The organism is Humidesulfovibrio sp. (assembly GCF_031082295.1).
Lineage (GTDB): Bacteria > Desulfobacterota > Desulfovibrionia > Desulfovibrionales > Desulfovibrionaceae > Humidesulfovibrio.
In genome coordinates, this window is record NZ_JAVHLD010000004.1 from 134,735 (window position 1) to 160,013 (window position 25,279).

Here is a 25,279-nt window from a genome sequence, read left to right on the forward strand (position 1 = left end):
TTCTCTCGTTTCTGCGGGACCAAACCCTAGCTCCCGCATCGACAGTCGCAATGGAGGAAGTTCATGGCCCGCGTCAAAGCACTAGTTCTTACCGGATACGGCACCAATTGTGAACAGGAATCAGCACACGCCGCCCGGGAATCCGGGGCTGACGAAGCCACGATAGCCTACTTTTCCGATATCGCCTCCGGCCACCTGCGCATGGAGGATTTCAATTTTCTCATTTTTCCCGGTGGCTTCCTGGACGGCGACGATCTTGGTTCGGCCCAGGCAGCAGCTTTGCGCTGGCGTTTCGCCAAAACGAACAGCGGTGAACACGTGCTTGACCAGCTCAAGGCGTTCTTCGATGCAGGCGGGCTCATCCTGGGCATCTGCAATGGCTTTCAACTCCTGGTGAAGCTTGGACTTTTGCCCGCACTCGGGGGCCGCTACTTCGAGCGCCAGGTTTCGCTTTCGCACAACGACTCTGCCCGCTACGAGGACCGCTGGGTGACCCTGCGCGCCAACTCGGCCTCCCCTTGCGTGTTCACCAAGGATATCGACATACTTGAGGCCCCGGTTCGCCACGGCGAGGGCAAGATCGTACCGCAGGACCAGGAGACGCTGGACGCCCTTGAGGCCGCCAACCTCGTCGCGCTACGCTACATCGATCCGGTCAGCGGCGTGGCAACCATGCAGTTCCCGCAGAACCCCAACGGTTCCGCCAACGCCATCGCCGGCCTCACCGATCCGTCGGGCCGCATCCTGGGTCTCATGCCCCACCCCGAGGCCTACAACCACCCCTGCAACCACCCGGCTTGGACCCGCGGCGAAACCTCGCCCCTGGGCCTGACCCTGCTCGCTGGCGGGGTGCGCTACCTCAAGGCCCTGTAGCTGGCCATGAACCGTTCCGTACCGCCTGAGCGCCCGCCTGGATACGACTCCTGGCGGGCGCTCATGTCCTTGGCCTTTGACGAGGCCTGCCTGGCCGCGCAGCATGACGAGGCGCCGGTCGGCGCCGTGCTCCTGGCGGCGGACGGCTCGATACTGGCCAAGGCCCACAACAGCAACATCGCCCTCAAGGATCCCACAGCCCACGCAGAGGTCTTGTGCCTGCGCGAGGCAGGACAAAAGCTCGGCAACCACCGCCTCACCGGGTCCATCCTGGCCGTGACGCTTGAGCCGTGCCTCATGTGCGTAGGCGCGCTTGTGCACGCCAGGGTTGCTGGTGTCGTCTTCGCCGCCGCCGACCCCAAGGCCGGGGCGCTTGTGTCGAACCTCGACGCCCGCACCCTGCCCTTCTTGAACCACCGGCCCTGGGTCCTCCAGGGCGTCATGGCCGAGGAATGCGGCGCGATGCTCAAGCGCTTTTTCCTGGCCCGCCGCAAGCCCGGCTAGCCCATCACCAAGTCCCTCCGTGTCCACACGACGCACAGTATGCTGTCATCTCGGTACTAGAGAAAATCATGACTTTCTCTAGTTGTTGATTTACATACTTAATCAATAATTCCTTAAAACGGAAACGGCCCAGACGTTACGCGACGCCTGGGCCATGTTCATTGGGCAGAATGATGTGTGGCTACAGGAAATCAGGGTCGATGGCGGCCTTGCCGCCGTTCAGCATGACCTTGAAGTACCGCAGCGTGCGGTCATCCACGGGTACGATGGGGAAGTTTTTGCGGCAGGCGTCGCACTGGGCCATGGACGGCCGGGTCGGCGCAATGAGCGTCACCTCGCGGGCGCAATGCGGGCAGGGGTAGAGGAAGACGATCTCCATGCCCATCGGGCGCACGGGAGTCAGCGGCTTGGTCATAAGCTATTCCTCGAACAGGCTTGCGCCTGTCATGGTTTCAGGCTTGGGCTGGCCCCAGGAGGCCAGAATGGTGGGAGCGATGTCGCCCAGTTTGCCAGGCTTGAGCGCGCGCCCTCCCCTGGGGTCGATATGCACAAGGGGCACGGGGTTGAGGCTGTGGGCCGTCTGCGTGTTCCCCAGCGCATCAATCATTTCCTCGGCGTTGCCGTGGTCCGCCGTCAAGAACACCTGCCCGCCGTCGGCCAGAAAGGCCTCCACGATGCGCCCCACGCATTCGTCTACGGTCTCGCAAGCTGTGATGACAGCGGGGATGATTCCGGTGTGGCCCACCATGTCCAGATTGGCCAGGTTGCAAACGCAGAGGTCGAACTCGCGCCTGCGCGCCAGCAAGGCCTCTGTGACAGCGCGAGCGCTCATCTCAGGCTTCAGGTCGTAGGTGGCGACCTCGCGCGGGGAGGGAATCAGCACACGCTCCTCGCCAGGCACGGGGTCTTCAAGCCCGCAGTTGAGGAAGTATGTCACGTGGGCGTACTTCTCCGTCTCGGCGATGCGCAACTGCTTCAACCCCAGACCGCTCACCACTTCGCCCAGGAATCCGTCCAGGGACTGCGGCGGCGAGGCCACAGGCAGAGGGAAGGTGGACTCGTAGCGCGTCATGCTGGCAAACCCGGAGAGCTTGGGGCGCAAGGGCCGCTGGAATTCCTTAAAGTCATCGTCGAAGAAAGCGCGGCTAATCTGCCGTGCGCGATCCGCGCGGAAATTGAAGAAGAACAGGCCATCGCCGTCGCCTATGGTGCCAACAGGCTTGCCGTCGGCGCCGGCCACCAGGCAGGGCTTGACGAACTCGTCGGTCTCGCCGCTGGCGTAGGCGCTTTCCACTGCTTCCGAGGCCGAGCCCACCGCCCTGCCCTGTCCGCAAGCCAGGGCCAGATAGGCCGGCTCGTTGCGCTCGTAGTGCTTGTCGCGGTCCATGGCGTAGTAGCGGCCCATGACCGTGGCCACGCGCCCGAGGCCAAGTTCGGCCAGCTTGGCCTCCAGCTGCTGCACATAGCCCAGGCCGCTGGAGGGCGGGGTATCGCGTCCGTCCAGAAAGGCGTGGACGAACACCTCGCGCACGCCCTGGGCCTTGGCCAGCTCGACAAGGGCATGGATGTGGTTTTGGTGGCTGTGCACGCCGCCGTCGGACACCAGGCCCATGAGGTGCAGGCGGCCGCTCCCGGCCTTGGCCTTGGCGCAGAGGTCGAGCAAAACCGGGTTCTCAAAGAAGCTCCGGTCCTCGATGGTGATGTCGATGCGCGTCATGTCCTGGTAGACGATGCGCCCGGCGCCGATATTCATGTGCCCGACCTCGGAGTTGCCCATGAAACCGTCCGGCAGGCCCACGGCGCGACCGGAACAGGCCAGCTGCGTGTTCGGGTAGCGCGCGATCAGGCTGTCGAGGTTCGGCGTCCGTGCCAGGAAGGTCGCGTTCCCCGGACCGTTCGGCGCGATGCCGAAGCCGTCCAGAATCAGCAACAGCGTCGGGGTGACGGATTTCATTGGGCGTCCTTCGGCCCTGTGCTCCAGTCCACGCGCCTGCCTTCGGACCACAGCCCTTCGATGTTGTAGAAGCTGCGCAGGTCATCCTGAAACACATGCACGATGACATCGTTGAAATCCAAAAGGATCCAACTCCCTGTCTGGTAGCCCTCGACGCCAAGGGAAGCGATGTTGCGCTCCTTGGCCAAGTGCAACAGGGCGTCGGCCAGGGCCTGGACGTGACGCTGCCCCTTGCCGGTGACCATGATGATCTGCTCGGCGATGGGACACACGCCGTTCACGTCGAGCAAAACGATCTCCTCGCCCTGCTTTTCATCAAGCAGGCGGGCCAGAAGCAGTCCCTTCTCGTCGGTCGAGAGGCCGGGCGTCATTGGCAATTGCTGTTTCTTCTTCATGTTCCCCCGTTCACGCGGATTGTCGCGTGCTTCCGGCCTTGTAATGGAAACGCTGAGGCAGCGCAATGCAGGGACAGGCTCTCAGCGCGCCACGAGAAGTTCGCCCCAGGAGAGCCACAACCAGAGCGCACTGACGGCGAAGGTGCAGAGCGTCACCGGCAGGCCCAGTCGCAAATGCGAGCGCCAGGTTATGTATACGCCGAGGCGGGCGGCCTGCTCGGCGACGATGAGATTGGCAATGCTGCCAAGCAGGAAGAGGTTTCCGGCCAGAGTACTTGAGAGCGACAAAAGAAGTCTGTCTTGAGGCGTGTGGGCCACAGGCAGAAGCAGCATCACCGCAGGCACATTGGAGATGAGGTTCGACAAAAGGGCCGAGGCACCGAAGAGCCAACCAGGTTGTGAAAGATCAACGCCCAGGGCGCGCACGCCGCCGTACAACGCCTCCAGCAGTCCCGCGGCGGCCAGGGCGTGGTTGACCACGAACAGCCCCAGGAACAACAGGAGCAGCTCCCAGTCCACAAGCTCAAACACACGGCGCGACAGCGTGCGACGGCTCACCAGCACCAGCGCACCGGCCCCAAGGGCCAGCACCTCGCGCGGGATGGACGTGAACAAAAAGCCTGCAAGCGCGGCAAGCAGCAACAGGCAGCCCTTGAGGGTCGGCCAGAGGCTGTGCTCCACCACGGCAACCGGCGCAACGCTGCGTTCAAGCAGCCAGTCCCGGCGCGACAAGGCCACGATGACGGCCCAGGACAGGAGCAGTCCGCCCAGCACCGGTGGCAGCGCGTCCAGTGTGAAGGCAGCGAATGGAAGCCCGCCAACCTGACCGATGAGCATGTTCTGCGGGTTGCCGATGAGCGTCGCGGCGGAGCCGATGTTGGCCGCGCAGGCCAGGCCGATGAGAAACGGCACTGGGTTCAGCCCACGGCGCAGGCAGCCCTCGGCCAGGATGGGCGTCAGCGCCAGGCAGACGATGTCGTTCACAAGCAGCGCCGACAGACCGGCTCCGGCAGCCATGACAAGCAGGAGCAAGCGCCGTGGGGAGGCCTCCGCGGACGCGATGCGCCGCGCCAGCACGTCGTAGAAGCCGCTCAGGCGGAGCTGGGCCGACACAAGCATCAGTCCAAACAGCAGGCTCATTGTGGGCATGTCGACCGCCGCCCAGGCCTGGCCGGAGCTCACGACGCCGCCTGCCAACAGCGCGATGGCCCCCAGCAGAGCGACGGCTGTGCGGTTAAGTGCAAGCCCAGGCAAACCACCGAAGATCATGCCCGCGTAGACAAGGGCGAAAACCACGGCAACATACTGCTGCATGTGCGGAATCTCCTTCGTGGGGAGCGATACTCCCGCTTGGAGGCAATGACAAGAACCGGCGCGCAACCTTGACGCAGCGCAGTGTTTCAGGCATGCACGACACATGCTGAGCGAAGTCCTCGGCCGACTCTGCTTAATGGAAGCATGGTTCTTCCGGCAAGGAACAGACGGCGCAGGATAAGCACTGGGCGAACCGGCTGATTCTTGGCCACGGCGCAAGCCAGTGGCCGTTTTATTGTGGGATTAGCCGTCCGGCCCCAGCGCCAGCATCCGCTTCGCACCACCCCAGGAGGACGACTCATGATATTCGACATGGAAAACGAGACACTGCCCAGGGAGGACCTGCAAAAACTCCAGTTGCGCAGGCTCCAGGACCTTGTGGCGCGCGTGTACGAGAACGTGCCCTTCTACCGCAAAAAGCTCGATGAACGCGGCGTGAAGCCTGAGCACATCCAGAGCCTTTCCGATGTCTCGCTTCTGCCCTTCACCGAAAAGCAGGACCTGCGCAACCACTATCCCTTCGGCCTCTTTGCCGTCTCGCGCGAGAACATCGTGCGCATCCACTCGTCCTCCGGCACCACGGGCAAGGCCACGGTCGTTGGCTACACCCGCCGCGACATCCACACCTGGGCCAAGCTCTGCGCCCGCAGCCTGGCCGCGGCTGGCGCCCACAGCGGCGATTTCGTTCACAATGCCTATGGCTACGGCCTGTTCACCGGCGGGCTTGGCGTACACTACGGGGCCGAGGAACTGGGAGCCACGGTGATCCCGGTTTCCGGCGGCGGCACCCGTCGCCAGGCCATGCTCCTGCGCGACTTCGGCGCAACGGTGCTCACCTGCACGCCCTCCTACGCCTTGCACCTGTACGAGGCCGCCAAGGAAATGGGCATCGACTTCAAGGAACTGCCCCTGCGCATAGGCATCCACGGCGCAGAGCCCTGGACCGAATCCATGCGCACAGAGATCGAAAACAAGCTCGGCATCACCGCCATAGACATCTACGGCCTGTCGGAGATCATGGGGCCTGGCGTGGCCATAGAATGCGCAAAGGTCAAGAAAGGCCTGCACATCCAGGAGGACCACTTCCTGGCCGAGATCATCGACCCGGAAACCGGCGAACCCAGGAAACCGGGCGAGGTCGGCGAGCTGGTCTTCACCACCCTGACCAAGGAAGGCATCCCGCTTTTGCGCTACCGCACCCGCGACTTAAGCCGCCTGAACACCGCCCCCTGCCGTTGCGGCCGCACCACGGCGCGCATGGAGAGGGTCACCGGCCGCAGCGACGACATGCTCATCATCCGCGGCGTCAACGTGTTCCCCTCGCAGATCGAGAGCATCCTGCTTGAGACCGAGGGCCTGGCCCCGCACTACCAGCTCATCGTCACCCGCTCGGGCAACCTGGACAACATGGAGGTCCGCGTCGAGGTCGACGAGGCCGCCTTCTCCGACCAGATCAAGAATTTACAACGTCTCGAATCCAAGATAGAAAAGAACATCAAGGAGTTCCTGGGCGTCACCGCCAAGTGCAAGCTGGTGGAGCCCAAGGGCATCGAACGCAGCGAAGGCAAGGCCAAGCGCATCATCGACATGCGCAAGGAACAGGCCTGATCAAACGAACCCTGTGCCACCACATCAAGCGAGGAATATCATGAAGGTCGATCAACTCTCCATCTTCCTGGAAAACCGCGCCGGCAGGCTGGCCGAGGTCACGCGCATCCTGGCCGAGTCCGGCGTGAACATCCGTGCCCTGTCCCTGGCGGACACCTCGGACTTCGGCATCCTGAGGCTCATCGTCTCCGACTTTGACAAGGCCAAGGAGAACCTCAAGGCCGGCGGCTTCACGGTCGGCCGCACCACGGTCGTCGCCGTTGAGGTGTCGGACAAGCCGGGCGGCCTGCACGCCATCCTCGAGATGCTGCGCGAGGCCAAGGTCAACGTCGAGTACATGTACGCCTTCGTCAACCAGACCGGCTCGCACGCGGTCATCATCTTCCGCTTCGACCGCACAGACCAGGCCATCGAGCTGCTCCAGAAGAACAACATCACCATCGTGCCCGGCGAAAAGCTGTACAAGATGTAGCGCCCATTTCAGCCGGGGGGAGGACGCAAAGCCCTCTCCCCGGCTTGTTTTCGCCTCATTTGGCAGAGCCACCACACGCCACTCCGACTCAAGGACTGAGCCGCCCCGGACATCTAACCGGAGAACGCCGTGACCGATCCTTCCGACACAGCTTCCACTTCCGGCCAATGTTCACAGAACGCCCCGCGCACGCCCATCAACGACGCCTGGCTCACGCGCATGCGCACAACAAAGCCTGAGTTTCTGGCCAGGCTCTTTGAAGCGTTCCTTGCGGATGAGCCGAAGCGTATGGCCACCCTGGGTGACGCCGTGTGCCGTGGCGACCTGGAAATGGTCCGCTATCTGGCGCACTCCATTAAGGGCGCGGCGGCGACGCTTGGCATGGAGCCCCTGCGCGACACCGCCCGGGAGCTTGAGTTCGCTGCGCGCGATGGCCAGGCAGAAGCCTTGGCGCAGCAATACGCGACAATGCTGGGCGAGATGGAGCGTGTGTTCGAGATCATGCGGGGCGATACGCAAGCCTAGCCACCACCGCCAGCAGACGAGAAAACGCCGGACCCATGCGAGCCCGGCGTTTCTTTTTGGTGTCGGACTGTTCCTAAAACAGGTCGGCCATGCCGTAGAGGCGGCCCGGCTGCTGCTTGGCCAGCCACTTGGCTGCGCGCAGCGCGCCCTGGGCAAAAGTCTCGCGCGAATGCGCCCGGTGCGTCACCTCAATGCGCTCGCCGGGTCCGAAGAAGTAGGCCGTGTGGTCGCCCACCACATCGCCGCCACGCAGGGCCATGACACCGACTTCCTTCTGCGGGCGCTCGCCGATGATGCCGTCGCGGCAGTGGCGCTTGACCTCGTCGTACACCCAGCCACGCGCCTCGGCCATGCATTCGGCGAGCTTCAAGGCCGTGCCACTGGGGGAGTCTTTCTTGCGTCCGTGGTGGATCTCCACCATTTCCATGTCGTAGGCCGAGCCGAGCATCTGCACCAGCTGCGGCAGGATTTTCAAGAGGACGTTGACGCCCACGCTCATGTTCGGGGCCAGGAGCAATGGCACATCCTTGGCGGCCGCGGCCATCTGCTCCACCTGCTCGGGCTTGAGCCCCGTGGTGCCGACAACCATCGGGTTGCCGTGCTTGCGGCAGATGCGCACATGCTCAAGGGTCGCCTCCGGCGAGGTGAACTCCACAACCACGGCGCGAGGGGTCTTGGCCAGAACCTCGTCGAGGTCGCTCGACACGACGCAGTCCAGGGTTTCCAGTTCGTCCAGGCGCTCGGCGCGCTCCACGACAGCCTTGACCTCCAGCTCAGAATCCTGCTGGGAAAGGCGAATCAGGGTTGCGCCCATGCGGCCACAGCCGCCCATGATGATGACGTCTGTCATGATGATTTCTCCGTGTTATGTGTGCCGCTTGTGTCCGGCTCGAGTCCATGCTGCTGCAGCATAGCCAAAAATTGCGGAAAGTCCAATATCCTGAGGCCAAGGTCCCTGGCTTTGGCGAGCTTGCTCCCGGCCTCCTCGCCAGCGACCACAACGTCCACCTTGCGCGACACCGAGCCGGAGCAGCTCGCGCCCAACCGCTCAACCAAGGCCTGGGCCTGGGGTCGGCTCATGCCCGGCAGCCCTCCGGTAAAGACAAACGTCTGTCCGCTCAGGGGCAGGCTCGCTGCATCGGCCCGCTGCCCGCCCGTAGGCCACAGCCCGAACTCGCGGAAACGCTCCAGCATGGCCTTGTTGCCCTCGTTGGCGAAGAAGGCGCGGATGCTCGCGGCGACTTTGCCGCCGACGTCCTTGAGGTTGCGCAACTCCGCCTCCTCGGCCTTGGACAAGGCGTCGAGATCGGTGAAATGCCCCGCCAGGGTCTTGGCTGTCTGCTCACCCACCAACTCTATGCCCAGGGCGCTGATGAACCTCGCCAACGTGGCGGACTTGCGCCCGTCCTCGACGGACTTCACGAAATTTTCGGCGCTCTTCTCGCCCATGCGCTCAAAGCCTTGGAGCTGTTCCTTGGTCAGCGTGAACAGGTCCGCCGGTGACTTGAGGTAGCCCTCCTGGGTCAGGCGCTCCACCCATTTTTCACCCACTCCGTCCATGGCCAGCCCGGCCTTGGACACGAAGTGCACGATGCCAAGCACCACGCGGGCCGGGCATGCGTGGTTGGGGCAGTATGTCACCTTGTCCTCGCTGACCACGGCGCTGCCGCATTGCGGGCAGGTCTGCGGGAAGGCGAAAGGCTGTTCCGAGCCGTCACGCTCGTTTGCAACCACCTCAACTACCTGAGGAATCACATCTCCTGCGCGCTGGATCACCACCTGATCACCCACGCGGATGTCAAGCGTCTGCATATGGCTCTGGTTGTGCAAAGTGGCGCGCGAAACCTCGACCCCGGCCACGCGCACGGGTGCCAGTTCGGCCACGGGGGTGAGAACGCCTGTGCGCCCCACCTGGATGGCGATGTTCAGCAGGCGCGTCACGGCGCGCTCCGGGGGGAACTTGAGCGCGAGCGCCCAGCGCGGGGCGCGGGCGGTCTGTCCCAGCAGTTCCTGCAAGGCAAGGTTGTTGACCTTTGCCACCACCCCGTCGATCTCAAAGGGGAGGCTGGCGCGACGCGACTGAAGGTCGAGGTAGAAGCGGGCTACGTCCTCAGCGGAGCAGCAAAGCCTGGCGTCAGGTGCCGTCGCCAGCCCAAGCTGAGCCAGACCAGCCATGATCTCCGATTGCGAGCGCCAGCCGCTTGCCCCCTCAGGCCAAAGCATGCGGCCTGCGCCGTAGGCGAGGAAACGAAGCGGACGAGCGGCAACAATGTTCGGATCAAGCTGGCGAATGCTGCCAGCGGCAGCGTTTCTCGGATTGGCGAAACGCTTCAGGCCAGCGGCCTCCTGAGCCTCGTTCAGCTCAGCGAATTCCTTCTGGCCGATGACCACCTCACCACGCACGTCGAGGGTGTCAGGGAGGGGGGAGGCGCCTCGCAGCAGAGTCCCGCGCAGGTTGCGCACCATGCGCATGTTGGCGGTGACATCCTCGCCCTCCTCGCCATCGCCCCGCGTGGAGGCCACAGACAACGCCCCGGCCTCGTAAACGACCTCGCCAGCCAGTCCGTCCATCTTGGGCTCGGCCCAGAAACGGCCAAGCTCTGCGCGTGCGTCCGGGCCGATAGCCTGCGCCAAAGCTTGCAGACCGGGCAGTCCAAGCGGTCCGCCCATGCGGATCATGGGCAGGAGCGAGCGCAGCGCGCCCAGGCGCCCGGCCTCGGAAGCCAGGGCTGGCCAACCGCCACCGCCGGGTGACAGGAGCGCGGCGTCCACCATGGGCCGCAACTTCGTGGCCAATTCCTTGCGCTCATCCTGCTTGTCAGTGCGCGTGAAGGCGCGGCCGATGCCCTTCTCGATGTCGTTCAGCACGACCTCGGTGACGGCGTCGCGAAAGGCGTTGGGCAGCTTCACCTCGGCGAATTCGCGCCACTCGTCCAGGTTCATGGCGTTGTCGAGGCTCATCATGGGCAGGGCGTGGCGGTGGGGCTTGAAGCCCTCGGCCACCTGCCCGCCCACGCGACGGGTGGGAGAGTTGGGGTCGGAAAGTTCCGGGTGTTCGGCCTCGATAGCCTGAAGCTCGCGGAACAGAACATCGTACTCTGCGTCGGAGATCTCCGGGCTGTCGAGGACGTAGTAGCGGTGGTTGTGGTATTCCAGCAACTCGCGCAGCTCACGCGCGCGCAGCGCCGGGTCGAGCGAAGTCATGGCCTGGCGCTCACAAAAGTTCGCTGATCTTCTGGAGGTCCGTTTGACGGCCCAGGGTGATGAGCGTGTCTCCGGCGCAAAGCTCCTGCTTCGGACCGGGGTTGAACACCAGGTCGCCGTCAGCGTGCTTGATGGCCACGATGATCAGGTCAAAGTCCTTGCGGATGTTGGAATCCATGAGGTTCTTGCCTACAAAGCCGGACTTTTCGCTGATGAGCAACTGCTCAAGCTGCAGATCGATGTGCCCGCGCACAGCCAGATCAAGAAAGTCGGTCACCGTCGGGCGCAACACGGTGTGGGCCATGCGGACGCCGCCGATGAGATGCGGCAGCACGACCTTGTTGGCGCCTGCGAACTCAAGCCGTGTGATGTGCGAAGCGTCGTTGGCGCGGGCAACGATGTAGATCGTTGAATTCAGCTGGCGCGCGGTAAGGGTGACGTAGACATTTGCGGCTTCGTCGGTCAGCGCGGTGACGATGCATTTTGCGCGCTTGAGGCCCGCGTCGATGAGCAGCTTGTCGTTGGTCGCGTCGCCGGAGATGTGCATGATGCCTTCACGCTTGAGCCGCTCAACGAGGACCGGCTCCGTCTCCACCACGACGACGTCCTGGCTGACCTTGAGGATTTCCTGCACCACCACGTGGCCTATGCGCCCATACCCGCAAATGATGTAATGGTTCTCAAGCTTATCGATGCGCTTTTGCACCTTGCGCCTCCACATGAGATTGTGCAGATGCCCGTCCACGAGCATGCGCGTGAAAGAACTGACGATGAAAGCGAAGTTGCCCACGCCGCAGATGATGACCAAGGCAGTAAGCAGGCGGCCCTTTTCCGAGAGGGGATGTATCTCTCCGAAGCCGACGGTGGAGAGGGTGATGACCATCATGTAGAAGCTGTCGATGAAGCCCCAGCCTTCCACACGCATGAACACCGTCAGGCCCGCCAGGAAGACCAGAACCATAAGGCAAACGCCAAGCATGACCTGGAACAACGTGCCCCATTTGTCTTTGACGGCCCTGATCTTGGCCATGTCCAGTCGCGGAAGCTTCACTATTCCCCCAGTTGCAGCAGTCGTTCGCGCAGTGCCACAACCCTGTCGCGCAGTGCCGCCGCTCGCTCAAACTCAAGTTCCTTCGCCGCCTCGCGCATCTCGCGCTCCAGGGCGGCGATCTCCTTCCTGAGCCGTTTGGGGTCCAGCTCACGCAGCAGGTCGTCCGGCGTCAGCTCCTGGCCCTCCGGGGCTATGTGCGCGGCGAGCGATCCCAGCAGATTGTCCAGCCCCTTCTTGATGGTCTCCGGCACAATGCCGTTTGCGGCATTATACTGCAACTGCTTCTCGCGCCTGCGGGCGGTCTCGTCAAGTGCCGAGCGCATGGAGGGCGTCTCCTTGTCCGCGTAGAGCACAACCCTGCCCCCGGCGTTGCGGGCTGCGCGGCCAAAGGTCTGTATGAGCGAGCGCGTGCTGCGCAGAAAGCCCTCCTTGTCCGCGTCAAGTATCGCCACAAGCGAAACCTCGGGGATGTCCAGGCCCTCGCGCAGCAGATTGATGCCCACAAGCACGCTGAACTCACCGGCGCGCAGAGCCTGAATGATGGCCATGCGCTCCAGGGTCTCGATGTCCGAGTGCAGGTAGCGTGCGGTGACGCCCATCTGGTTCAGGTAGTCGGTCAAGTCCTCGGCCATGCGCTTGGTGAGGGTCGTCACGAGCACGCGTTCGTCGCGCGCAACGCGAACCTTGCACTCGGCCAGCAGATCGTCCACCTGGCCCTTCACGGGGCGCATGTCGATCTCCGGGTCCACAAGCCCTGTGGGCCGGATGACCTGCTCCACCACAAGCCCTTGGGCCTGGTCGAGCTCCCAGGGTCCGGGCGTGGCCGAGACGTAGACGACCTGCCCGAGCCTGGCCTTGAACTCCTCGAAGTTGAGGGGGCGGTTGTCCAGGGCGCTGGGCAGACGAAAGCCGAAGTCCACAAGGGTGCTCTTGCGCGAGAAGTCGCCGTTGAACATGCCGCCCACCTGGGGCACGGTGATGTGGCTCTCGTCGATGAAAAAGAGAAAGTCGTCGGGAAAATAGTCAATGAGGGTGGCAGGCGGCTCCCCCGGCGCACGGCCGTCCAGGTGCCGCGAGTAGTTCTCGATGCCGTTGCAGTAGCCCAGCTCCTCGATGGTCTCCAGGTCGTACATGGTCCGCTGCTCCAGGCGCTGGGCCTCCACAAGCTTGTTCTGGGCCTTGAACTCGGCCAGCCGCTCCTGCAGCTCTTTGCGGATGTCGTCGGTGGCGCGCTTCAGGTTGTCCTGGTCGGACACATAGTGGCTGCCGGGATAGATGACCGTCTTCTGCATGCTGGCCAGCACCTGGCCGGTGAGCGGGTCGGTCTCCTGAATGCTCTCGATCTCGTCCCCGAAGAAGTTCAGGCGCAGCGCCTTCTCGCGGCTATAGGCCGGGATGAGCTCCAGGGCGTCGCCGCGAACGCGGAAAGTGCCGCGGTGAAAGTCGACGTCGTTGCGCTCGTAGTGGACCTCGACCAGGCGGCGCATGAGCGCCTCCAGGCTCAACTGCTGGCCCACCTCAACGGGAATGATCATCTTGGCGTAGTATTCCGGAGAGCCCAGGCCATAGATGCAGGACACCGAGGCGACGATGATGACGTCGCGCCGCGTCAGAAGCGCGTGGGTGGCGGCGTGGCGCAGCTTGTCAATGTCGTCGTTGATGCTTGAATCTTTTTCGATGTACGTGTCCGAGTGCGGCAGGTAGGCTTCGGGTTGATAATAGTCGTAATAACTGACGAAGTACTCGACGGCGTTATTCGGGAACAACCCACGGAACTCGTTGAAGAGCTGGGCCGCCAGGGTCTTGTTGGGTGCAAGCACCAGCGCAGGCCGGTTCAGCCGCGACACCAGGTTGGCGACGGTGAAGGTCTTGCCGGAGCCCGTGACGCCCAGGAGCACCTGGTGCCGCACCCCGGCCAGCAGGTTGGCGCACAGCTCCTCGATGGCCTGGGGCTGGTCACCCTTCGGCGTAAAGTCGCTCACTATCTCGAAAGGCCTGGTCATCATCACCGCCCTGTCGCCCCCCTTGAACATGGGGGCCAAACCAACTACATTGACGAAACTTCAGACGCCCGGAGGCACACGTGGACATTGAGATCATTCCAGCCGGCAAGGACCTGCCCATCGACCGCGCCTTCGCGCTCAGCATGACCATCAAGAGCTTCAAGGGCCGTCGCGACGTGGAGGTTCATCTCTTCCGACACACCTGGGACCCCGAGGAAGAGGAAGCCATCGACTGGGACAAGCTCCTCGCCGCGCAGGGCATGTCCGAGGCCGAGGAGGCTGCCGGGAGCCGACGCGTCGTGCTGGAGTCCCTAACCGCCGAAGAACGCGACCGCGTGCTGGACTACCTCAAGGAGCATTACGCCAACAAGCTCACGGCCATCACGTCAATGCCCATTCCCTTCCCGGTGCCTGTCGGCCTCATGGCGCTCTCGGACATGAGCGAGGGCAAGACCATCGGGTTCATCCACTTCGAGCGCATCCCGCACTTCGACCTGAAAATCCCCTTGCGCGGCTTCTATGACCTGGGACAGCATCCGCCCATCGTTGAGACCGAGGGCAACCCGAGCTAACGCACAGGGGCCACTGCCTCTTACGCTTGAGAGTGGCGGGAGTTTGTCCTGGCTGAACCTCGCTGGCCCAAGCCGGGCGGTACGGAGCTTTTGCTCGGCCGCCGCTAGGGCAGCGCCACTCGAGCAATCGCAACGCTTGGCGCTCAAGGCACCCTAGCAGCACCATACACGGGAGAAAAGCGGAAAATGGTCATGGAAATCGAGATCAAGTACCTTGATGTGGACCACGACTCGCTACGCCAAAGCCTGGCCGATCAGGGTGCGTCCAAAGTCGGGCGATGGTTCGAGTCGAACATCGTTTTCGACGATGCCTCGCGCAGCCTGAAAGCCGCCGGAACTTTGCTGCGCCTGCGCGAGAAGTTCGGCCGCGTCGTGCTGACCCTCAAGCGGACCGTGGGCGACACGGCCTCGGCCAATGCCAAGATATGCGACGAAACAGAGACCGACGTGGCCGACGCCAAGAACATGGCCGCCATCCTTGCGGGGCTTGGATTCACGCCCGCCCTGCGCTACGAAAAGGTCCGCGAGAAGTGGTCGCTGCTCGGCTGCGAGGTATGCCTGGACACCCTGCCTTTCGGCGACTTTGTTGAGGTCGAAGGCACCGAGGACGACATCGACACGTGCTCCCGAGCCCTGGGCCTTGCACGAGGCAATGCCTCCACAGCCACCTACCACGACCTGAACCGCCAGGCACGCGAAGCGCGAGGCGAGACCCCGGACGAGTCCTTCGTCTTCACCGACGAGGTCAAGGCGCGCCTCCTGGCCCGCCGCGCCACGGACATGTTTGAGGCGCCCCCCTCGACAGGCGGCTAGAGAGTGCCTAATATCACCACCATGGATACGAGACTGCAACGCAGAGCATGTTTAAAATGAGCGGCCAGACCGACACCCGCAACGCGCCGGGCCTCTTTGACGAGAGTGAGCTCAGGGAGCCGAGGCGCTTCAAGGTGCTTCTGCACAACGACGACTACACGAGCATGGAGTTCGTTGTGCATGTGTTGCGCCGGGTGTTCCAAAAGCCCGAGCACGAAGCAACGCGCATCATGCTGGCCGTGCACCAGCAAGGGATGGGCGAATGCGGCGTCTACACGGCCGAGGTTGCGGAAACCAAGGTGGACACGGTCCACGTCATGGCCAAGGCCGCAGGCTTTCCCCTGCGCGCCAGCATGGAGGAGGTCTAGCCCATGTTAAGCAAAGGCCTTGAGGCGGTCCTCACCAGCGCGTTCCACGAGGTGCGCAGGCGCAGGCACGAATATCTCACCCTGGAGCATCTGCTCTACGCCATGACCCGCGAAGCCGCCAGTTCCGACATCCTCGACGCCTGCGGCGCGGATGTGGACAAGTTGCGCACGCAGCTTGAGGGATTCTTTTCCGAGCACATGGACCCCCTGCCCGCGGACGCCGAGAGCGAGGTCGTGCAGACCTTGAGTGTGCGCCGCGTCATGCAGCGCGCCGTCTGGCAGAAGGAATCCTCGGGCAAGCAGCTTGTCGAGGTGGGCGACGTCATCGCCGCCATGTTCGAGGAAGAAGACTCCTTTGCGGTGTTCTTCCTCACCGGCCACGGCATTACCCGGCTGGACGTGCTGGAATACATCTCTCACGGCCTGCCGCACGAGACCGGCGCTTCGGCCCAGCACGGCGACGAGGAGACCCCCGTCCGCCCCGGCAGCCGCCAGGAGGGACAGCAACGCAAGAACCCGCTTGAGGAATTCACCCGCGACCTGACGCTCAAGGCCAAGGCTGGCGGCATTGACCCTCTCATCGGACGCGCCGCGGAGCTTGAACGCACCATCCAGGTCCTGGCGCGCAGACGCAAGAACAACCCCATCCTGGTGGGCGACCCAGGCGTTGGCAAGACCGCCATGGCCGAGGGCCTGGCCCTTCAGATCGCGCAAGGCCGAGTGCCCGAGCAGTTCGCAGACGCACAGGTCTTTGCGCTGGACATGGGCGCGCTCCTGGCCGGAACCAAGTACAGGGGCGACTTCGAAGCCAGGCTCAAAGGAGTGCTTGCTGAACTGAAGAACATCCCCGGCGCCATCCTGTTCGTGGACGAGATCCACACCATCGTGGGCGCGGGAGCTGTGTCCGGCGGCAGCCTGGACGCCTCGAACATCCTGAAGCCGTTCCTGGCCTCGGGCGAAATCCGCTGCATCGGCTCCACGACCTTTGAGGAGTACCGCACCCATTTCGAGAAGGACCGCGCCCTGTCGCGCCGCTTCCAGAAAATCGACATCCTGGAGCCAAGCGTCGACGAGACCATCGAGATACTGAAGGGCCTCAAGCCCTATTACGAAGAATTCCACGGAGTGACCTATACGCCCCCGGCCATCAAAAGCGCCGCCCAGCTCTCCGCGCGCTACATCACCGAGCGGTTCCTGCCGGACAAGGCCATAGACGTGCTGGACGAGGCCGGGGCGCAGTTCAAGCTCTCGGCCAACCCCGCCAGCGCCAAGGCCGGACGTCATTCGATTCGCAAGGAGGGCCGCATAACGGCCCAGGACGTGGAGCGCGTCATCGCCCGCATGGCGCGGATACCGGCCAAGCGCCTGTCCGGCACGGACAAGGACCGCCTGCGCGATCTTGAGGACGAAATCAAAAAGGCCGTCTATGGGCAGGACCAGGCCGTGGCGGTGCTTTCCAAGGCCATCCGCCGTTCCCGGGCGGGCATGAAGCAGCCGGGACGGCCACTGGGCGCGTTCCTGCTCACCGGCCCCACGGGCGTGGGCAAGACAGAGCTCGCGCGCCAGCTGGCCAAGGTCATGGGCGTGGAGTTCCTGCGCTACGACATGAGCGAGTACATGGAAAAGCACGCGGTGAGCAGGCTCATCGGCGCGCCTCCGGGCTACGTTGGCTTCGACCAGGGCGGACTGCTCACCGAGGCCGTGCGCAAGACCCCGCATTGCGTCGTGCTATTCGATGAGATCGAAAAGGCCCACCCCGACGTGTTCAACATCATGCTGCAGATCATGGACTACGCGACCCTGACCGACAACACCGGGCGCAAGGCCGACTTCCGCCAGACCATCCTGCTCATGACCAGCAACGCCGGGGCCCAGGAGCTGGCCAAGGGCAGCCTGGGCTTCTCGCGCAATGACCCGAAAAGCGCCGACAGCGACCGCAAGGCCGGCGCGCTCAAGGCCGTGGAACGCCTCTTCAGCCCGGAGTTCCGCAACCGTCTGGACGCCATCGTGCCTTTTGAAGCCCTCACGCGCGAGACCATGCTCAGGGTGGTGGACAAGAACATCAACGAACTCTCCGAGCAGTTGAAGGGCCGCCGCGTGACCGTGCGCCTGACCGACGCGGCGCGTACCCGTCTGGCGGTGCTCGGGTACGACCCGTCGTTTGGCGCGCGCCCCATGGCCCGCGTGGTCCAGGTGGAGATCAAGGACGCCATCGCGCCGGAGCTTCTGTTCGGCAGCCTGCAAAAGGGCGGCGAGGTGCTGGTTGACGTGGCTCCCGGCATTGATCCAGAAGCCAAGCCATGCGGCACCAAGGACCACAGCGGGGCCTGCTCCGGCGATTTCGCCTTCAGCTATACCCCGCTCCACCACGCGCAAGGCAAATAGCTGGCTATTCGTCCAGGATACGGGCATGACCATTTACCGCCTCTTCGACCAGCCGGTGTTCCCGGATCCGGATGAGGCGGACCCTGACGGGCTCCTGGCCATTGGCGGCGATCTCACGCCCGAGCGCCTGGTGGAAGCCTACGCGCGCGGAATCTTTCCCTGGTATTCCGAGGGCTCACCCATCCTCTGGTGGTCACCCGACCCTCGCCTTGCGCTCGAGCCAGCCTGTCTGCATGTGCCCACAAGCTTGAGGCGCGTTCTCAATTCCAAACGGTTCCGCTTCACCCTGGACACGGCTTTTGCCGAGGTCATCAACGCCTGCGCGCGGGCACCACGTCCGGGGCAAAGCGGCACCTGGATCGTGCCCGAAATGGTCACGGCCTATGTGCGCCTGCACGCCCTGGGCATCGCCCACTCGGCGGAGGTCTGGCGTGAAGGTCGGCTGGTCGGCGGAGTGTACGGCGTGGCGCTTGGCAGCGTGTTCTTCGGGGAGTCCATGTATTTCGCTGAATCAGACGCCTCCAAGGCCGCCTTTGTGTCCCTGGTGCGTTGGCTGGCGTCTCGTGGCTGCACGCTCATCGACTGCCAGCAGACGACGCCGCACCTGCTGCGCTTCGGCGCGCGCGAGTTCTCACGCAGGGAGTTTTTACAGCGCGTCTCGTCAGGGCTCAACAGCCCGGCCTTGTCCGGAAAATGGTCGTGCGATTCTGAGGACGCCTAGTCCTTGCAGTAGCGAATGATCTCGGAGGCGATGCCAGTTAGCGGCATGACCTTTTTGACGCCCCCGGCCTTGATGGCCTCGGCGGGCATTCCGAAGACAACGCAACTGGCCTCGTCCTGGGCGATAGTGTAGGCGCCGGCATCGTACATCTCGCGCATGCCCTTGGCCCCATCGTCGCCCATGCCGGTCATGATGACGCCGACCGCGTTTTTTCCCGCATACCGAGCGCCGGACCGGAAGAGCACATCGACAGAGGGCCTGTGGCGAGAGACCAGAGGCCCGTCCTTGACCTCCACATGGTAGCGCGCGCCGCTGCGCTTGAGCAGCATGTGCAGGCTCCCGGGAGCGATGAGCGCCTGGCCACGCAGCAGCGTGTCGTTGTCCTTGGCCTCCCTGACGGTGATGCGGCAGATGCTGTCCAGGCGCTTGGCGAAGGCCGCGGTGAAGTTTTCCGGCATGTGCTGGACCACGGCGATGGCCGGGCAGTCCAGCGGCAGAGAGGTCAGAAACGTCTGCAGGGCCTCGGTTCCTCCAGTGGAGGCTCCCACAAGCACGACCTTTTCAGTGGTGCGGAAATTCATCGGCGCGCCAGCGGCCTTGGCCAGCATGACGTCGGCATCAAGCTTCGGGGCCACCTTCATGGGCATGGTGGCCGAAAGGGGCCGGACCTTGGACTGCGCTGCGGCCTTCACGGCATCGCAGATGCGCACCCGCGATTCCTCCAGGAACTTCTTGGTGCCGAGCTTAGGCTTGGTAATGATCTCCACAGCCCCATACTCGAAGGCCCGGAAGGTGGTCTCATCCCCTTCGATTGCCAGGGACGAGCAAATGACGACAGGGATGGGGTGCTGGCTCATGAGCTTGCGCAGGAAGGTCAGTCCGTCCATGCGCGGCATCTCGATGTCCAGTGTAATGACATCGGGAGCGAGCTCGCGCATCTTCTCGGCGGCGGCGATGGGGTCAACGGCCGCGCCGATGACCTTGATATCGGGATCGGACTGCAAAATATCCGTTAGCGTCTGGCGCACCAGGGCTGAGTCATCGATGACCAAAACGCGAATAGGCCTGCTCATGCGTAGTTCCTCAGATCCTAGATGCGTCGATATACCGTGGGAGCAACCGGCTCCAGCGGAAGATCCATGCCTGCTAAACTTTCGGAATGGCCAATGAACAGGTAGCCGCCAGGGCTAAGCTTCCTGCAAAAGCGACTGAAAAGCTTTTCCTGCGTTTGGCGATCAAAGTAGATGACAACGTTGCGACAGAAAATGATGTCCAACTTGCCGTCAAAGTTAAACTCTTCCATGAAGTTGAGGCGCCTGAAGCGAACATGGCTGCGCACCTCGGGCGCAATGCGCACCACCTTTTTCGTGCGGTCCTTGCTGCGGAGCAGGTATCGCTTGCGCAATTCCATCGGGATGGGGTGAATCTTCGCTTCGGGATACACGGCGCTGACGGCCATGCGCAGGACTTTCGTCGAGATGTCGGTGGCCAGGATGCTGAAAGTGAAGCCGGGATTCTGCCGTGCGAACTCGCTTAGGACGATGCCGAGCGTATAGGGCTCTTCGCCAGAAGAGCAGCCAGCGCTCCAGATGTTGACATTGCGCGCGCCTCCCCTGCGTGAGTAGAATTCAGGCAAGATGGAGCGGGAGAGCAGCTCGAAATGCTTGGGCTCGCGGAAAAAATCCGTCGTGTTGGTGGTCACCACGTCTACGAGCTTTGAGAGCTCCTCTTCCATGCCGGAAGCGCTGAAAAGGTACTCGCAATACTCATCGTGCGAGTTCATGCAGAGTTCACGGAGCCGCTTCTGCAGCCTGGCCTCAAGGAGCGTCTTCTTGGAGGCCGGCATTTTGATGCCCAGCTCTGTCTTGATGAATTCACTGAAGCGGTCGAAGATGCGATCGTTCATGCGCAAGAGATGCGTCGGTTCCTGCACCTCCTTGCGCCTGCGTCCGTCCATGCGCGAAGTGTTGTCAGCCATTGCGACCGTTGCCGTCAGTTTGAGGTTTCTGCAATGACGGAGCGGACAAGCCTTGGCACATCAAGGATCAAGGCCAGAGTGCCATCGCCCTTGATTGTGGCGCCGGAAATGCCTTCGACATCACGATACACGCGCCCCAGGCTCTTGATGACGGTCTGATGCTCACCAACGACCCGATCCACCACGATACCGACGCGGTTGCCCTCCACGCCGGTGATGACGATCTGTTCGATGGCCGGGGGTTCTCCCTCCATCTCGAACCAGCGGCGCAGGTGAATGTAGGGCACCAACTCGCCGCGAAGGTGGATGATCTGCTGATTCCGGGTGGGGTCGACATCCTTGCTGTGCAGCTCCACGCATTCCTCAACCAACGACAGCGGGATGACGTAGTAGGAATCGGCGCACTGCACTTGCAGGCCCTCGATGATGGCGAGGGTGAGCGGCAGGCGGATGGTGATGGTGGTGCCCTTTCCAGGCGCGCTCTTGACCTCGATGGCCCCGCGCAGGGAGTCGATGGCCCGGTGCACCACATCCATGCCGACGCCTCGGCCAGATATGTTCGTCACCTTGGCCGCGGTGGAGAATCCAGGCAGGAAGATGAGCTTCAAGGCTTCCTGGTCGCTCAGCTCCGCATCTGCCGCAATGAGGCCCTTTTCCACGGCCTTTTGGCGTATGCGTTCGGCGTCCATGCCCTTTCCGTCATCGGTGATGCGGATGAGCACCTCGCTCCCCGAATGCTCGGCCTCAAGGAGAATCGTTCCTTCAGGACGTTTTCCGGCGGCCTTGCGCTCCTCGGGCATGTCGATGCCATGGTCGATGCTGTTGCGGATGAGGTGCACAAGCGGATCGCCAAGGCGTTCCAGAACGGTCTTGTCCAGCTCCGTCTCCTCACCCTTGGTGACCAGTTCAACCTCCTTGCCGAGTTCGGAGGAGAGGTCGCGCACAAGTCGGCGGAATTTGCTGAAGGTCGTGCCGATGGGCAACATGCGTATGCCGAGGGTGCTGTCGCGCAGGTCGCTGCTCAGTCGCTCGAGTTGTTCCGCCAGCACAGTCAGAATGGGGTCGGAACGTTCGGTGACGATCTGGGAAACCTGCGCCTGCACGATGACGAGCTCTCCCACAAGGTCAACGAGAAGATCCAGCTTGTCCGCGGCGACGCGCAGGCTTGTCCCGGCGTCCTTCTGTTGTCTGGCCGCGGCAGCTTCGCGCGTTTGCTGCTGCTTCACAAAAGCCTGTTCGACCTGTTCCGGTGAGACCAGGCCGGATTCCGTGAGAATCTTGCCGATGGGCTTCTGCTGCCCAAGAGCCTTCTCCAGGTCCTCAGCCTTGATGGCTCCATCCTGGACAAGGATCTCGCCAAGCTTGGGGGCAGACGCAGCGGGCGCAATATCAAGACTTGTGGGCCGCTCCGGCGGAGCATCCGCCGCTGCGATCACGTGTTCGACACCTTCAGAAGATGCGGGCGCCGGTTCCTGTAAAGCCACAGCCGAAACGAACGCCGGCAGCGGAACGTCAGAAGGTGTCCCGATCGGAACAACCCGGATGTCCACATCAAGGTCAACATCGACGAACATGAACAAGTCGCGGATGGCTTCCTCTCCGGCGCCGGTGATGATATCCACCTCCCACTTCAGGTACAGCGCCTGAGGGTCAAGCTCACCCAGTTCAGGCAAGGCCCTGTGGTCGATGCGAACAACGCACTCACCGAGTTTGCGCAACTCGTCAAACAACGGCTCGAGATGGAGTTCCTTGCCTACCTTACGCTTTCGCGGGGTGATGAGGATGCGGTAGCAAATAAGGTCAGGGGCAGCCGTTGGCTGTGGCTCCAGCGGCGGTGACGGAGTATGAGATGCTTTTTCAGGCGCGGTGGGTTTGGCCTCAGGTTCAGGCTCAGGCGCCGGTGGTGCCAACAGCCCGCGAATCTGGCCCAGGATCTTCTCGCCGACTTCCGGGGTGCCATTGCCTGCCACATCAGGACCGTTGAGCATCCCAAGGATGTGGTCACGCGCGGAGAATGAAATTGTGATCAGGTCTTTGGTGACTTCAAGCTGCTCGTTGCGCACCTTGTCGAAGACATTTTCAAGATCATGAGTGAAGTGCGCAATGTCGTCGAACCCGAACATGGCGCCAGACCCTTTGACCGTGTGCAAGGCGCGAAACACCTTGTTAACCAAATCAAGATCCTGGGGACTGGCTTCCAGCTCAAGAAGCGTCGCCTCCAGCTCTCCCAAGAGGTCATAGGCTTCTTCTCTAAATATTTCGCAACCTTGATCATCGGACATATTCACGCGTCCTCATAGCAACGTTGGCGGACAGCATTGCTCAGCTTCGAGACATTGGTTCATTGTCAAATTATTCTTCGCCAATATCTAATCATATCATTTAAGCAGCAAGTTACAACCAAAAACCCGAGGCGTACAAGCACCAAAGCGAAAATATCGACGTTGGAAGGTGATCGGTTGTCGAAGTAATGCGAACGCGATCGGCTTAAGAAAGTACATCAAACTTAGCGAATTTCATGACAAAAGATGCGCGCCCCTGGGTGCCGGAGCGTAATGAAGTGGAGAATCCGAACATCTGGCGCAGTGCGGCAAAAGCCTGGACAGTTTTCTGCCCCCCACGATCAATGATGTTCTCGATCTTGGCGCCTTTGGCCCCAAGCAGGCCGACGACCTCGCCCACAAAGGCGTCAGGCGCGCTGATCTCCAGCCACATGATGGGTTCTAGCAGCATGGGTGCGGCAAGACCGAGCACGCTCCGCAGCGCCATGGCAGCGGCCATGCGGTATCCGGCCGGGCTCGACTCGCCCTCCTTGCGTGGCATGTCGAGCACACGGATCTTCACATCCAAGACAGGATAGCCGCCAAGCACCCCGCATTGCAGCCCGTCACGCAGGCCTTCATCCACGGCGTCTGTCCAGGCTTGCGGTATGAGCACGGTGTCGATTTCAAACAAGACCTCCCTTCCCGCTCCGCGCGGCAAAGGTTCAACAGCAAGGCGAACCGCACCATAGTGCATGACCTCGCCAAGTTCGCGGTGGAATTCCTCGCTGGCCTCAGCGCTCTTGGTGACGGTCTCCTGGAAGACGACCTGTGGCTTGCCCGTGCGCGGCTTCAGCCCATGCTCACGAGCCATGCGCTCAAGCAACACCTCAAGATGCAGTTCTCCCATGCCCGAGAGGATCACCTGGCTGGTTTCCGGGTCGCGCACCACGGTCAAGGTCGGATCTTCCAGCAGGTAGCGCTGGAGTACCTCATCAAGCTTGTCGGACTCCTCGGCGTTGCGAGGCTCGATGGCAAGTGAAAGCACAGGCTTGTACGCTGCAATTTGCTCAAGCAGGATGGGATTGTCCTTGTGGGCAAGGGTGTCCCCGGTGCGTCCAAAACGCATTCCCGCAGCCGCGACAATCTCTCCGGCGCGGGCGACTTCGATCTTCTCGCGGCGATCGGCGTGCAGCCGAAACAACCGGGCCACGCGCTCCTCAGTGCCGTGGGTCACATTCAGCACGCTCTCGCCCTCGGACAAATGCCCGGAATAGATGCGCAAGAACGACTGCTTGCGTCCGGACTCCATGACAACCTTGAACACCAGGGCGGAGAGCGGCGCCTCGGGGTCAACGGCAAAGGTTTTCGGCTGGTGCGTATCCGGGTCAATCCCCTGCTGTCCTGGAAGGTCCAGAGGGCTCGGCAAATAGTCGCACACAGCGTCCATGAGCGGCTGCACGCCTATGTTTTTAAGGGCAGAACCGGCCAGCACGGGCACGATGGAAAGGGCAATGGTGGCCTTGCGGATCGCGGCGCGCAGCGTTTCAGCCGGAATGTCCTCACCGGCAAGGTAGGCCTCCATGATGGCGTCGTCGTGCTCGGATAGCGCCTCAAGCAGCTGCTCACGCCAGGGAGCCACGCGCTCGGCCTCGGCGCTGGTCAACGGAAACCGTTCATACTCGGCACCTTTGGTTTCCGTGTCGAACACCAGCCGCTCCATCCCGACAAGATCGAACACGGCGCGCATCTCCGCGCCCTCCCCGTCCGGCACCTGCAGAGGCACAACGTTGGCCCCGAGTTTTTCGCGCATCGAGGCGAGGACTGCGGAAAAATCAGCGCCCAGCCGATCGATCTTGTTCACAAAGGCCAATTTAGGAACGTGATAGGTTTCGCTTTGGCGCCACACAGTCTCCGACTGCGGCTCCACTCCGCTGACTGCGCAGAAAACGCCCACCGCGCCGTCGAGCACACGCAGGGAGCGCTCGACCTCAACCGTAAAGTCCACATGCCCGGGCGTATCGATGAGGTTCACCGTGCAACCCTTCCAGGCGCAAGAGGTCACAGCGGACGTTATGGTAATGCCTCGTTCCTGCTCCTCCGGCATAAAATCCATTGTGGCGGTGCCCTCATGGACCTCGCCCATCCTGTGGATGCGGCCGGCATAGAACAGTATGCGTTCAGACAGTGTGGTCTTGCCTGCATCGATGTGTGCGATGATGCCCAGATTACGAATGGCGTGCAGGTACTTCGCGGAAAGTGGTTTTCTGCTCACTGG

The 25,279-nt window shown here is 62.7% G+C and carries 22 protein-coding genes; 10 read left to right on the top strand and 12 right to left on the bottom strand.

What is annotated here, in order from left to right:
• The first annotated feature begins 63 nt into the window (after window positions 1-63).
• Window positions 64-873 (top strand): phosphoribosylformylglycinamidine synthase subunit PurQ, encoded by an 810-nt coding sequence (locus tag RDU24_RS03985; protein WP_308734441.1) that lies wholly within the window; start codon window positions 64-66, stop codon window positions 871-873.
• Window positions 874-879: 6 nt separating this feature from the next.
• Entirely contained in the window at window positions 880-1,377 is a 498-nt protein-coding gene (locus RDU24_RS03990; RefSeq protein WP_308734442.1) for a nucleoside deaminase, read from the top strand.
• A gap of 181 nt (window positions 1,378-1,558) precedes the next feature.
• On the opposite strand, the gene RDU24_RS03995 is transcribed toward RDU24_RS03990, so the two are convergent.
• The 4 genes from RDU24_RS03995 to RDU24_RS04010 form a co-directional block, all read right to left on the bottom strand.
• Window positions 1,559-1,792 (bottom strand): hypothetical protein, encoded by a 234-nt coding sequence (locus tag RDU24_RS03995; protein ID WP_308734443.1) that lies wholly within the window; start codon window positions 1,790-1,792, stop codon window positions 1,559-1,561.
• A gap of 3 nt (window positions 1,793-1,795) precedes the next feature.
• Window positions 1,796-3,331, bottom strand: a complete 1,536-nt coding sequence (gene gpmI, locus RDU24_RS04000; protein WP_308734444.1) for a 2,3-bisphosphoglycerate-independent phosphoglycerate mutase — start codon at window positions 3,329-3,331, stop codon at window positions 1,796-1,798.
• On the bottom strand, window positions 3,328-3,726 hold the full coding sequence (gene rsfS / locus RDU24_RS04005; RefSeq protein ID WP_308734445.1) for a ribosome silencing factor: 399 nt from the start codon (window positions 3,724-3,726) through the stop codon (window positions 3,328-3,330). Before rsfS ends, gpmI begins: the two co-directional genes overlap by 4 nt.
• Before the next feature lie 81 nt (window positions 3,727-3,807).
• Window positions 3,808-5,040 carry an SLC13 family permease gene (locus tag RDU24_RS04010; RefSeq protein ID WP_308734446.1) on the bottom strand — a complete coding sequence of 411 codons (1,233 nt, stop codon included), beginning with the start codon at window positions 5,038-5,040 and terminating at the stop codon, window positions 3,808-3,810.
• Between the two features lie 300 nt (window positions 5,041-5,340).
• On the opposite strand from RDU24_RS04010, the gene RDU24_RS04015 reads away from it, so the two are divergent.
• The 3 genes from RDU24_RS04015 to RDU24_RS04025 all read left to right on the top strand — a co-directional run bounded on the left by RDU24_RS04015 (window position 5,341) and on the right by RDU24_RS04025 (window position 7,645).
• The gene (locus tag RDU24_RS04015) at window positions 5,341-6,648 is read left to right on the top strand and encodes a phenylacetate--CoA ligase family protein (protein WP_308734447.1); all 1,308 of its coding nucleotides are present in this window, start codon (window positions 5,341-5,343) and stop codon (window positions 6,646-6,648) included.
• Window positions 6,649-6,688: 40 nt separating this feature from the next.
• Window positions 6,689-7,120: an ACT domain-containing protein gene (locus RDU24_RS04020; protein ID WP_308734448.1), complete on the top strand. Its 432-nt coding sequence runs from the start codon at window positions 6,689-6,691 to the stop codon at window positions 7,118-7,120.
• A 129-nt stretch (window positions 7,121-7,249) separates the two neighbouring features.
• The gene (locus tag RDU24_RS04025; RefSeq protein ID WP_308734449.1) at window positions 7,250-7,645 is read left to right on the top strand and encodes an Hpt domain-containing protein; all 396 of its coding nucleotides are present in this window, start codon (window positions 7,250-7,252) and stop codon (window positions 7,643-7,645) included.
• 73 nt (window positions 7,646-7,718) lie between these two features.
• Here the strand turns inward: RDU24_RS04025 and dapB are convergent, their stop codons facing one another.
• Genes dapB through uvrB form a run of 4 tightly spaced genes read right to left on the bottom strand, consistent with a single transcriptional unit; the run spans window position 7,719 to window position 13,903 of the window.
• Window positions 7,719-8,495, bottom strand: a complete 777-nt coding sequence (gene dapB, locus RDU24_RS04030; protein WP_308734450.1) for a 4-hydroxy-tetrahydrodipicolinate reductase — start codon at window positions 8,493-8,495, stop codon at window positions 7,719-7,721.
• Window positions 8,492-10,849, bottom strand: coding sequence for an NAD-dependent DNA ligase LigA (ligA, locus tag RDU24_RS04035; RefSeq protein ID WP_308734451.1), 2,358 nt, complete (start codon window positions 10,847-10,849; stop codon window positions 8,492-8,494). Before ligA ends, dapB begins: the two co-directional genes overlap by 4 nt.
• Before the next feature lie 10 nt (window positions 10,850-10,859).
• Window positions 10,860-11,900, bottom strand: coding sequence for a potassium channel family protein (locus RDU24_RS04040; protein ID WP_308734452.1), 1,041 nt, complete (start codon window positions 11,898-11,900; stop codon window positions 10,860-10,862).
• Window positions 11,900-13,903: an excinuclease ABC subunit UvrB gene (gene uvrB / locus RDU24_RS04045; protein ID WP_308734453.1), complete on the bottom strand. Its 2,004-nt coding sequence runs from the start codon at window positions 13,901-13,903 to the stop codon at window positions 11,900-11,902. Before uvrB ends, RDU24_RS04040 begins: the two co-directional genes overlap by 1 nt.
• An 80-nt stretch (window positions 13,904-13,983) precedes the next feature.
• On the opposite strand from uvrB, the gene RDU24_RS04050 reads away from it, so the two are divergent.
• From RDU24_RS04050 to aat, 5 genes are all read left to right on the top strand, one after another.
• A complete protein-coding gene (locus RDU24_RS04050) occupies window positions 13,984-14,475 on the top strand; it encodes a hypothetical protein (protein ID WP_308734454.1) in 492 nt (163 codons plus the stop codon).
• Between the two features lie 192 nt (window positions 14,476-14,667).
• Complete coding sequence (locus RDU24_RS04055; RefSeq protein WP_308734455.1) at window positions 14,668-15,288, top strand: class IV adenylate cyclase; 621 nt, start codon at window positions 14,668-14,670, stop codon at window positions 15,286-15,288.
• 56 nt (window positions 15,289-15,344) lie between these two features.
• Complete coding sequence (locus RDU24_RS04060; RefSeq protein ID WP_308734482.1) at window positions 15,345-15,656, top strand: ATP-dependent Clp protease adaptor ClpS; 312 nt, start codon at window positions 15,345-15,347, stop codon at window positions 15,654-15,656.
• A gap of 3 nt (window positions 15,657-15,659) precedes the next feature.
• Window positions 15,660-18,041 carry an ATP-dependent Clp protease ATP-binding subunit ClpA gene (gene clpA / locus RDU24_RS04065; protein ID WP_308734456.1) on the top strand — a complete coding sequence of 794 codons (2,382 nt, stop codon included), beginning with the start codon at window positions 15,660-15,662 and terminating at the stop codon, window positions 18,039-18,041.
• A 25-nt stretch (window positions 18,042-18,066) separates the two neighbouring features.
• Window positions 18,067-18,762 carry a leucyl/phenylalanyl-tRNA--protein transferase gene (gene aat / locus RDU24_RS04070; RefSeq protein ID WP_308734457.1) on the top strand — a complete coding sequence of 232 codons (696 nt, stop codon included), beginning with the start codon at window positions 18,067-18,069 and terminating at the stop codon, window positions 18,760-18,762.
• On the opposite strand, the gene RDU24_RS04075 is transcribed toward aat, so the two are convergent.
• The 4 genes from RDU24_RS04075 to fusA all read right to left on the bottom strand — a co-directional run bounded on the left by RDU24_RS04075 (window position 18,759) and on the right by fusA (window position 25,276).
• Window positions 18,759-19,835 carry a protein-glutamate methylesterase/protein-glutamine glutaminase gene (locus RDU24_RS04075; RefSeq protein ID WP_308734458.1) on the bottom strand — a complete coding sequence of 359 codons (1,077 nt, stop codon included), beginning with the start codon at window positions 19,833-19,835 and terminating at the stop codon, window positions 18,759-18,761. The genes aat and RDU24_RS04075 overlap by 4 nt on opposite strands.
• Before the next feature lie 17 nt (window positions 19,836-19,852).
• The gene (locus tag RDU24_RS04080) at window positions 19,853-20,719 is read right to left on the bottom strand and encodes a CheR family methyltransferase (RefSeq protein ID WP_308734483.1); all 867 of its coding nucleotides are present in this window, start codon (window positions 20,717-20,719) and stop codon (window positions 19,853-19,855) included.
• A gap of 35 nt (window positions 20,720-20,754) precedes the next feature.
• On the bottom strand, window positions 20,755-23,022 hold the full coding sequence (locus tag RDU24_RS04085) for a chemotaxis protein CheA (RefSeq protein WP_308734459.1): 2,268 nt from the start codon (window positions 23,020-23,022) through the stop codon (window positions 20,755-20,757).
• Window positions 23,023-23,227: 205 nt separating this feature from the next.
• Window positions 23,228-25,276 carry an elongation factor G gene (gene fusA / locus RDU24_RS04090; protein WP_308734484.1) on the bottom strand — a complete coding sequence of 683 codons (2,049 nt, stop codon included), beginning with the start codon at window positions 25,274-25,276 and terminating at the stop codon, window positions 23,228-23,230.
• Between the last annotated feature and the right edge of the window lie 3 nt (window positions 25,277-25,279).

What these genes read in the sequence shown, in the direction of transcription:
- RDU24_RS03985 (WP_308734441.1), top strand. Translation starts at nt 64, where the DNA reads ATGGCCCGCGTCAAAGCACTAGTTCTTACCGGATACGGCACCAATTGT.
- RDU24_RS03990 (WP_308734442.1), top strand. Translation starts at nt 880, where the DNA reads ATGAACCGTTCCGTACCGCCTGAGCGCCCGCCTGGATACGACTCCTGG.
- RDU24_RS03995 (WP_308734443.1), bottom strand. Translation starts at nt 1,792, where the DNA reads ATGACCAAGCCGCTGACTCCCGTGCGCCCGATGGGCATGGAGATCGTC.
- gpmI (WP_308734444.1), bottom strand. Translation starts at nt 3,331, where the DNA reads ATGAAATCCGTCACCCCGACGCTGTTGCTGATTCTGGACGGCTTCGGC.
- rsfS (WP_308734445.1), bottom strand. Translation starts at nt 3,726, where the DNA reads ATGAAGAAGAAACAGCAATTGCCAATGACGCCCGGCCTCTCGACCGAC.
- RDU24_RS04010 (WP_308734446.1), bottom strand. Translation starts at nt 5,040, where the DNA reads ATGCAGCAGTATGTTGCCGTGGTTTTCGCCCTTGTCTACGCGGGCATG.
- RDU24_RS04015 (WP_308734447.1), top strand. Translation starts at nt 5,341, where the DNA reads ATGATATTCGACATGGAAAACGAGACACTGCCCAGGGAGGACCTGCAA.
- RDU24_RS04020 (WP_308734448.1), top strand. Translation starts at nt 6,689, where the DNA reads ATGAAGGTCGATCAACTCTCCATCTTCCTGGAAAACCGCGCCGGCAGG.
- dapB (WP_308734450.1), bottom strand. Translation starts at nt 8,495, where the DNA reads ATGACAGACGTCATCATCATGGGCGGCTGTGGCCGCATGGGCGCAACC.
- ligA (WP_308734451.1), bottom strand. Translation starts at nt 10,849, where the DNA reads ATGACTTCGCTCGACCCGGCGCTGCGCGCGCGTGAGCTGCGCGAGTTG.
- uvrB (WP_308734453.1), bottom strand. Translation starts at nt 13,903, where the DNA reads ATGACCAGGCCTTTCGAGATAGTGAGCGACTTTACGCCGAAGGGTGAC.
- RDU24_RS04055 (WP_308734455.1), top strand. Translation starts at nt 14,668, where the DNA reads ATGGAAATCGAGATCAAGTACCTTGATGTGGACCACGACTCGCTACGC.
- RDU24_RS04060 (WP_308734482.1), top strand. Translation starts at nt 15,345, where the DNA reads ATGAGCGGCCAGACCGACACCCGCAACGCGCCGGGCCTCTTTGACGAG.
- clpA (WP_308734456.1), top strand. Translation starts at nt 15,660, where the DNA reads ATGTTAAGCAAAGGCCTTGAGGCGGTCCTCACCAGCGCGTTCCACGAG.
- aat (WP_308734457.1), top strand. Translation starts at nt 18,067, where the DNA reads ATGACCATTTACCGCCTCTTCGACCAGCCGGTGTTCCCGGATCCGGAT.
- RDU24_RS04075 (WP_308734458.1), bottom strand. Translation starts at nt 19,835, where the DNA reads ATGAGCAGGCCTATTCGCGTTTTGGTCATCGATGACTCAGCCCTGGTG.
- RDU24_RS04080 (WP_308734483.1), bottom strand. Translation starts at nt 20,719, where the DNA reads ATGGACGGACGCAGGCGCAAGGAGGTGCAGGAACCGACGCATCTCTTG.
- RDU24_RS04085 (WP_308734459.1), bottom strand. Translation starts at nt 23,022, where the DNA reads ATGTCCGATGATCAAGGTTGCGAAATATTTAGAGAAGAAGCCTATGAC.